The sequence below is a fragment of the Bradyrhizobium sp. 31Argb genome (assembly GCF_043638955.1).
Classification (GTDB): domain Bacteria; phylum Pseudomonadota; class Alphaproteobacteria; order Rhizobiales; family Xanthobacteraceae; genus Bradyrhizobium.
In genome coordinates this window covers 1-7282 of record NZ_JBEGDB010000346.1, presented here as the reverse complement: position 1 = coordinate 7282, position 7282 = coordinate 1, and the positions used below count along the sequence as shown (strand labels likewise).

Annotated in this window: 5 protein-coding genes; 3 read left to right on the top strand and 2 right to left on the bottom strand. The window is 63.6% G+C overall.

All coding sequences use genetic code 11. From position 1 onward, the window contains the following. Positions 1 to 1123 (top strand): efflux RND transporter periplasmic adaptor subunit (locus tag AAFX91_RS36875; protein WP_394569786.1); only part of this gene is annotated, 1123 nt, incomplete at its 5' end. Positions 1124 to 1231: 108 nt separating this feature from the next. Here AAFX91_RS36875 and AAFX91_RS36870 read toward each other — a convergent pair. Both AAFX91_RS36870 and AAFX91_RS36865 read right to left on the bottom strand, forming a co-directional pair. Beyond that, on the bottom strand, positions 1232 to 2743 hold the full coding sequence (locus AAFX91_RS36870) for an acetyl-CoA acetyltransferase (RefSeq protein WP_394569785.1): 1512 nt from the start codon (positions 2741 to 2743) through the stop codon (positions 1232 to 1234). A 134-nt stretch (positions 2744 to 2877) separates the two neighbouring features. Then, entirely contained in the window at positions 2878 to 4011 is a 1134-nt protein-coding gene (locus tag AAFX91_RS36865) for a nitronate monooxygenase (protein WP_394569784.1), read from the bottom strand. Between the two features lie 382 nt (positions 4012 to 4393). On the opposite strand from AAFX91_RS36865, the gene AAFX91_RS36860 reads away from it, so the two are divergent. Further along, entirely contained in the window at positions 4394 to 6052 is a 1659-nt protein-coding gene (locus tag AAFX91_RS36860; protein WP_394569783.1) for a flavin-containing monooxygenase, read from the top strand. 141 nt (positions 6053 to 6193) lie between these two features. Then, on the top strand, positions 6194 to 7072 hold the full coding sequence (gene yghU, locus AAFX91_RS36855; RefSeq protein WP_394569782.1) for a glutathione-dependent disulfide-bond oxidoreductase: 879 nt from the start codon (positions 6194 to 6196) through the stop codon (positions 7070 to 7072). Positions 7073 to 7282: the final 210 nt, after the last annotated feature.

The window sequence follows — 7282 nt, the reverse complement described above, 5'->3', positions numbered from 1 at the left end:
ATCATGCGCTCCGTCTATCAAACGGAGCAGCCCCTTCCAACTAAGCACGTGGTCCCACAATCGGGGTCCATTTCAGGCCATCCCGAGCGTCGCGGTCGCGCCGCCCAGCGCCAAGGTGCTCAATCCCACGATCGACCTGCCGGGTCGGCTGGAAGCCTATTATCGCGCCCCGATCTTCGCGCGAGTGTCCGGTTACCTGACGAGCTGGAGCGTCGACATCGGCGCCCGCGTCAAGGCCGGGCAGGTGATCGCCGAAATCGAGGCGCCCGACCTCGACCAGCAATTGCTGCAGGCCAGGGCCGATCTCGCCAGCCAGCAGGCCAGCGCCAAGCTCTCCGAAGCGACGCTGACCCGGCGCAGGTCATTGCTCGCCTCCAACTTCGTCTCGATGCAGGAGATCGACGAGCGCACCGCCGATCTCTCCAACAAGAAAGCCGCCGTCAATTCCGGCCAGGCCAATGTCGAGCGGCTGGAAGCGCTAGCGGGGTACAAGAAGATCACCGCGCCCTTCGACGGCGTTGTCACCGAGCGCAACACCGACGTCGGCGCGCTGATCAATGCCGGGGGCAATGCGGGACCGGCGATGTTCATTGTCTCCGATATCTCCAAGCTGCGCGTCTATGTGAACGTGCCGCAGAATTTCGTGCCGTCGATCAAGATGGGCGCCAAGGCCGTCATCACGCTGCCGGAATATCCGAACCGCACCTTCACGGCGACGGTGGAGGCCTCCTCGCAGGCGGTCGATGTCAGCTTGGGAACGACGCGCATGCAGCTTGCGCTGGACAATTCGAACGGTGAATTGATGCCCGGCGGCTATGCCAATGTGAAGCTGACGTTGCAGCGCGACACCATTCCGCTGCACATCCCCGCCAGCGCGCTGATCTTCGACAGCAACGGCCTGCGCGTTGCGACCGTCGGCGCCGATGACAAGATCCTGTTCAAGAAGGTGACGATCGCCCGCGACCTCGGCAAGGAGATCGAGATCGCCTCCGGCCTCACCGGTGACGACCGCATCATCATCGCCCCGCCCGACGGCATCAACGACGGCGACCAGGTCCGCGTGGTCGGCGGCGGCGCAAAGAAGCCGACCACGGCCTCCGAAAAGCAGGACGTGAAGGGGTAGGGCGGCTCTCCCCTCGTAGGGTGGGCAAAGCGCAGCGTGCCCACCTTCGCGAGCGGAGTGCGGATGGTGGGCACGCTGCGCTTTGCCCACCCTACGATTTCCGCGATCTTACGCCACCCGCCACTCGGGCACGCCATCATTCGCCATGACGATATCGCCCGTCGTGCCCACCGGCGTGCGCTCCATGCTCAACAGATGCGCCAATGTCTTCGCATCGTTCGCGGGCACACGGCCGAGCGTGCGGCGGTCGTCTTCGGTGCGCAACATGACAACGCCGTGTTCGACCTCGCCATTGCCGCGGTAGATCACGGTGAAGCTCTCGACTTTGCCCTTGCCGCTGGCCTCGGCGACGAATTCGGGCACCTTGCGGCGGTTGCGGTCTGCCTCACGCTGCACGCTGGTATCCTGCTTGAGCGCCTCCTTCGGCGCCGCGCGCGATAGCACCAGGCCATGATGCTTGGTGACGAAGCCGCCCTGGCCGTAGAGCAGGCCGAGCTTGGCACCGTTGCGGAGCTTGCGCACCATCGCGCAAGCGGCGTGTGTCATGTAGGTGTTGAGCGGCGCGCCGAAGAAGGTGAGCCCGCCGGTGACCGTCGGCTGCACGTCAGGGCCCAGGCCCAGCGCGCGTCGCGCCATCTTGGGCACGCAGGGGAAGCAGCTATAGAGCTCGATCGCGTCGAACTTCCTGCCGTCGCCTTCGACCAGGTCCATCACCGCTTTCAGCACCGCGGTCTGCGGATGGCTCTCGAAGAACTGGTCCCGCACGAGATAGTCGCGCGGCTCTTCCGCCGACGCGCCGCCGAGCGGATAGACCAGCCGCTCTTCCGGAATGCCGGCCTCACGCGCCTTGGCGAGACTGGTGAGCAGCAGCGCGCCGCCCATGTTCACGGTCGGATTGGCCACCATCAACTTGGTGTAGGGCCAGGCGATCAGCCGGTTCTCCGGCGTCGGCGTGGTGATTTCCTCCGGCGTGAAGCGCTTCTTCAGCCACGAATTCGGGTTCGAAGCCGCGACGCTGGAATAGGTCGACCACAGTTCGCCAGACTCCGCCAACGCCTCGCGTGGCGTCTGGCCCCAATGCGCCGAGGTGGCGGACTCATAGAGCGGATAGACCGTGATCGGCCTGAACACGCCGAGCTTCACCGCCAGCGGCTTCTGGAACGCGGCGCCGCGTTTCGGCTCCTCGACATCATGAGCAAACGGCGTCCACGGCAAGGCGATGCCGCCGCGATCCGCCTTGGTTGCGGTGGACTGCGCTTCGGCGCCGCAGATCGCCGCCACGCTGCATTCGCCGCGCGCGATCCGCTGCGCCGCTTCATGCAGATAGCGGATCGGGCTCTCGCCGCCGACCGGGCCGTAATAGAGATGCTTAGGCTTGATGCCGAGGCGTTCGGCGAGCTGTTTCTCCGGATCGCGATAGCGCCAGCTTAAGAAATTGACGACGTCGAGCGACTGGACGTCACCAAGCAGCTTCGCCCCGCTGTCGGCTTCGGCGCGCTTGAGTGCTTCTTCAAGAAGCGCGAGCGGCTCGAGGCCGGCGGCGATGTCCTTCGGACGGTCGACGATCTCGCCGACGCCGACGATGACGGGGATGCGGTCTTCGGGGGTGCTGTTGGACATTTCTTGTTGGTTCACTTTCGGACATTGGGCTCGCCGCCCGTTCTACCTGTCATTGCGAGCGAAGCGAAGCAATCCATCTCACAACTTGCGGAAACGTGGATTGCTTCGTCGCTTCGCTCCTCGCAATGACGGCACTATTCCGCCACCAGCGCATCTATGTGTTCCACCGCCTCGATAAAATCTTCCTTGAATTCCTGTACCACGGCGCCCGCCGATTTCACGCCGTCGATCAGGCCGACGCCCTGGCCGACAAAGTAGCTGACGAGATCGCGCGCCTTCTCGTTGCCGGCGGCCGCCGCGCGGTCGATCGAGTTGAAGGCGTCGCGGCTGATGATGCTCTGTAGCGGCATCGGCAGCGCGCCAGGGCTGTCGGGTGAGCGGTCCCAGGCATCGGTCCAGACCGAGCGGAGTTGCCGCGCCGGCTTGCCGGTGCGTCCCTTCGAGCGCACCGCGTCGCGCGAGGACGCTGCGATCATCTTCTCGCGGAAGATTTCCGTGGTCTCGGATTCCACGGTGGCGAGCCACACCGAGCCGGTCCAGACGCCGGCGGCGCCCATCGCCATCGCGGCCGCCATCTGCCGCCCGGTCATGATACCGCCCGCGGCCAATACCGGCACATCGCGGATCGGCTTGATCGCCTTGATGACCTCCGGCACCAGCACCATGGTCGAGACCTCGCCGCAATGGCCGCCGGCCTCGGTGCCCTGCACGACGAGGATGTCGACACCGGCCGCGACCTGGCGCAGCGCGTGCTCCTTGGCGCCGACGAGCGCTGCGACCGGCACGCCGTGCTTGCGGCCCATGTCGATCATCTCCTTCGGCGGCACACCCAGCGCATTCGCGATCAGCTTGATCGGATGCTTGAAGGAGACTTCCAGCAATTCGAGCGCGCGCTGTGCGTCGAATGGCTGCGGCTGGTTGTCGGCAACAGCGGTCGTCGTCAGCTCGATGCCGTATCTCTTCAGGAGGCTGCGGGTGAAGTCGCGATGCGCGGGCGAGACCCGCTGCTCCAGGCTTTTCCAGGTGACGTTCTTCTCGCCAGCGGTCGAGATGTTCTCGGGGATCAGCACGTCGAGCCCATAGGGTTTGCCGTCGACGTGGTCGTCGATCCATTTCAGTTCCTGCTCGATGCTTTCAGGCGAATGCACGGTCGCGCCCAATACGCCAAATCCGCCGGCGCGGCTGACGGCGGCCACCACGTCGCGGCAATGGCTGAAAGCGAGCAGAGGAAATTCGATGCCCAGCATGTCGCAGATCGGCGATTTCATGGCTGCGTTCTCTCTCCCGGTGGCAGCTTCACGCTGCTTTTCTTGCTTTTGAAACGTATGCCTTGGCGGCAACGCTAGCGCATTAGTGGGCCAGTGCAAAGCGCGGCAGCGAGCACCGCCGAAGCAACAAGCGCAACCCTCATCCTGAGGAGCCGCGAAGCGGCTTCTCGAAGGATGGGCCGCGGCCGAGATAGGGGCCTCATGGTTCTCAAGGCGATGCGAAACATCGTCCGGAGACGGCGCTGCGCGCCTCCTCACCATGAGGGGCGAAAGCAGCGTTCCACGGGACAGAATATCACCGCGCGCTTTGTCTCTTGCGCTTTGGCGCTTCGCGGAGAATGCTGGCCGGTAACGAAAAGAATATTCAAGGGAGCCCGCGTCCATGTCCGCTTTGCCATCCGCTTCCGCAACTCCTGCCGCGCACTACGACGTCGTCGTGGTCGGCGCCGGCTTCGCCGGCATGTACATGCTGCACCGGTTGCGCGGTCTCGGCTTTTCGGCGCGAGTCTATGAGCAGGGCAGCGGTGTCGGCGGCACCTGGTACTGGAACCGCTATCCCGGCGCGCGCTGCGACGTCGAAAGCATGCAGTATTCCTATTCGTTCTCCGAGGAACTGCAGCAGGAATGGGATTGGAGCGAGCGTTACGCGCCGCAGCCGGAAATTCTGCAATACGCCAACCATGTCGCCGACCGCTTCAACCTGCGTTCTGACATCCAGTTCGATACCCGCGTCGATGCGGCCGCGTTCGACGAGACCAGCAAGCTCTGGTCGGTGACCACCTCCGACGGTAAGACCGTCACCGCCAAATTCGTGGTGCTTGCCACCGGCTGCCTGTCGAATGCGCGCAAGCCCGACATCAAGGGCCTCGATCGGTTCAAGGGCCAAGTCTATCACACCGGCCATTGGCCGCATGATCAGGTGGATTTCACCGGCCTGCGCGTCGGTGTGATCGGCACCGGTTCATCCGGGATACAGTCGATACCTGTCATCGCCGAGCAGGCGCGCCATCTCACCGTGTTCCAGCGCACCGCGAATTTCTCGATCCCCGCGCGCAATGCCAAGCTGCTAGATGAGGAACGCGCATGGTTTCGCGCGAACTATCCGGAGATCCGGCGCGTAGAGCGGGAAGTGGCGCGCAACGGCATCTATACCGACCTGCCTGATCGCGGCGCGCTCGATGATGGCGACAACGAACGTCGCGCCCGCTACGAGGCGCGCTGGCAGCGTGGCGGACTCACGTTCATGTCGGCCTACAACAATCTCGCCCTGGAGCAGGCCGCGAACGATACCGCCGCGAACTTCGTGCGGGAAAAGATTGCAGAGATGGTCAAGGATCCCGGGGCCGCCAAGCTGCTGCAGCCGAACAGCCACCCGATCGGCTCCAAGCGGATCTGCGTCGACACCGATTATTTCGCGACCTTCAACCGCCCCAATGTGACGCTGGTTGACATCAAGAGCAGTCCGATCGAGGAGATCACGGAAAGCGCCGTGCGCACCACGGCTGGCGAGTATGAACTCGATGCGCTGGTGTTGGCGACGGGCTTCGATGCCATGACGGGGTCGGTGGCAAAAATCGACATTCGCGGCCGTGACGGATTGACGTTGAACCAGAAATGGGCGGAGGGACCGCGCACCTATCTCGGCCTGATGAGCGCCGGCTTTCCGAACCTCTTCATCATCACCGGTCCCGGCAGTCCGTCCGTGTTGTCGAACATGATCGTGTCGATCGAGCAGCATGTCGATTGGATCAGCGATTGCCTCGACCATATGCGAGAGCGTGAACTCGACACGATGGAGGCGACCAGGGAGGCCGAGGACAAATGGGTGGCGCACGTCAACGAGGTTGCCCACACCACGCTCTATCCGCAGGCCAATTCCTGGTACATGGGCGCCAACGTTCCCGGCAAGCCGCGGATCTTCATGCCCTATATCGGCGGCGTCGGAGCCTACAGGCAGATCTGCAACGAGGTCGCGGCGAAGGACTATGACGGCTTTGCGATGACAGGCGTGGAACGGCGGCAGCGGGCGGCCGCATCCTGAATCCACTTTCGTAGGGTGGGCAAAGCGAAGCGTGCCCACCATATCCAATGCACTTATGGATGGTGGGCACGGCGCATGCGCGTCTTTGCCGACCCTATGCCTTGCGCTAATACTCGCGCCTTCCGCGCTGGAGCCTGATCAATGACCGATGCACCCGCTTATGAGCCGCCGAAAGTCTGGACCTGGAACAAGGAGAATGGCGGCCGCTTCGCCAGCATCAACCGTCCGATCGCCGGGCCTACGCATGAGAAAGAACTTCCCGTAGGGAAGCATCCGTTGCAACTTTATTCTCTGGCGACCCCTAACGGCCAGAAAGCCACGATCATGCTGGAAGAGCTGCTCGCGCTCGGCCATTCCGGCGCCGAGTATGACGCCTGGCTGATCACGATCGATGGCAACCAGTTCGGCAGCGGCTTTGTTGCGGTCAATCCGAATTCCAAGATTCCGGCGCTGCTGGACCGCAGCGGGCCGGAACCGATCCGCGTGTTCGAGTCCGGCGCGATCCTGATGCACCTTGCCGAGAAGTTCGGTGCATTCCTGCCGACCGGTGGCCACGCTCGCGCCGAGTGCCTGTCATGGCTGTTCTGGCAGATGGGCAGCGCGCCGTTTCTTGGCGGCGGCTTCGGCCACTTCTATGCCTATGCGCCAACCAAAATCGAATATGCCATCGACCGCTATGCGATGGAGGTGAAGCGTCAACTCGATGTGCTGGATCGTCGTCTGGCGGACAACGAATATCTGTCCGGTAGCGAATACACGATCGCCGACATCGCGGTGTGGCCGTGGTACGGCGGGCTGGTGAAAGGCCTGCTCTATGGCGCAGGCGAATTTCTGTCGGTGCATGAATACAAGAACGTGCAGCGCTGGACCGACCAGATCGCAAAGCGTCCGGCCGTGAAGCGCGGCCGCATCGTCAACCGCATCTCGGGCGATCCCGCAAGCCAATTGCACGAGCGCCACGACGCCAGCGATTTCGAGACCAGGACGCAGGACAAGATTGGGGCGGCTGCGGCATCGTAACCGGCGTATGGCGGACTAGCGAAGCGTAATCCGCCATAGGCCTGCGCCACGAACACCGCCGTCATTCCGGGGCGTCCGAAGGACGAACCCGGAATCCATCGGGCCGCAGGCGCACGTGGAGAAATGGATTCCGGGCTCGATGCTGCGCATCGCCCCGGAATGACGGTCTCCGTCATTGCGAGCGAAGCGAAGCAATCCACGCCTCCACAA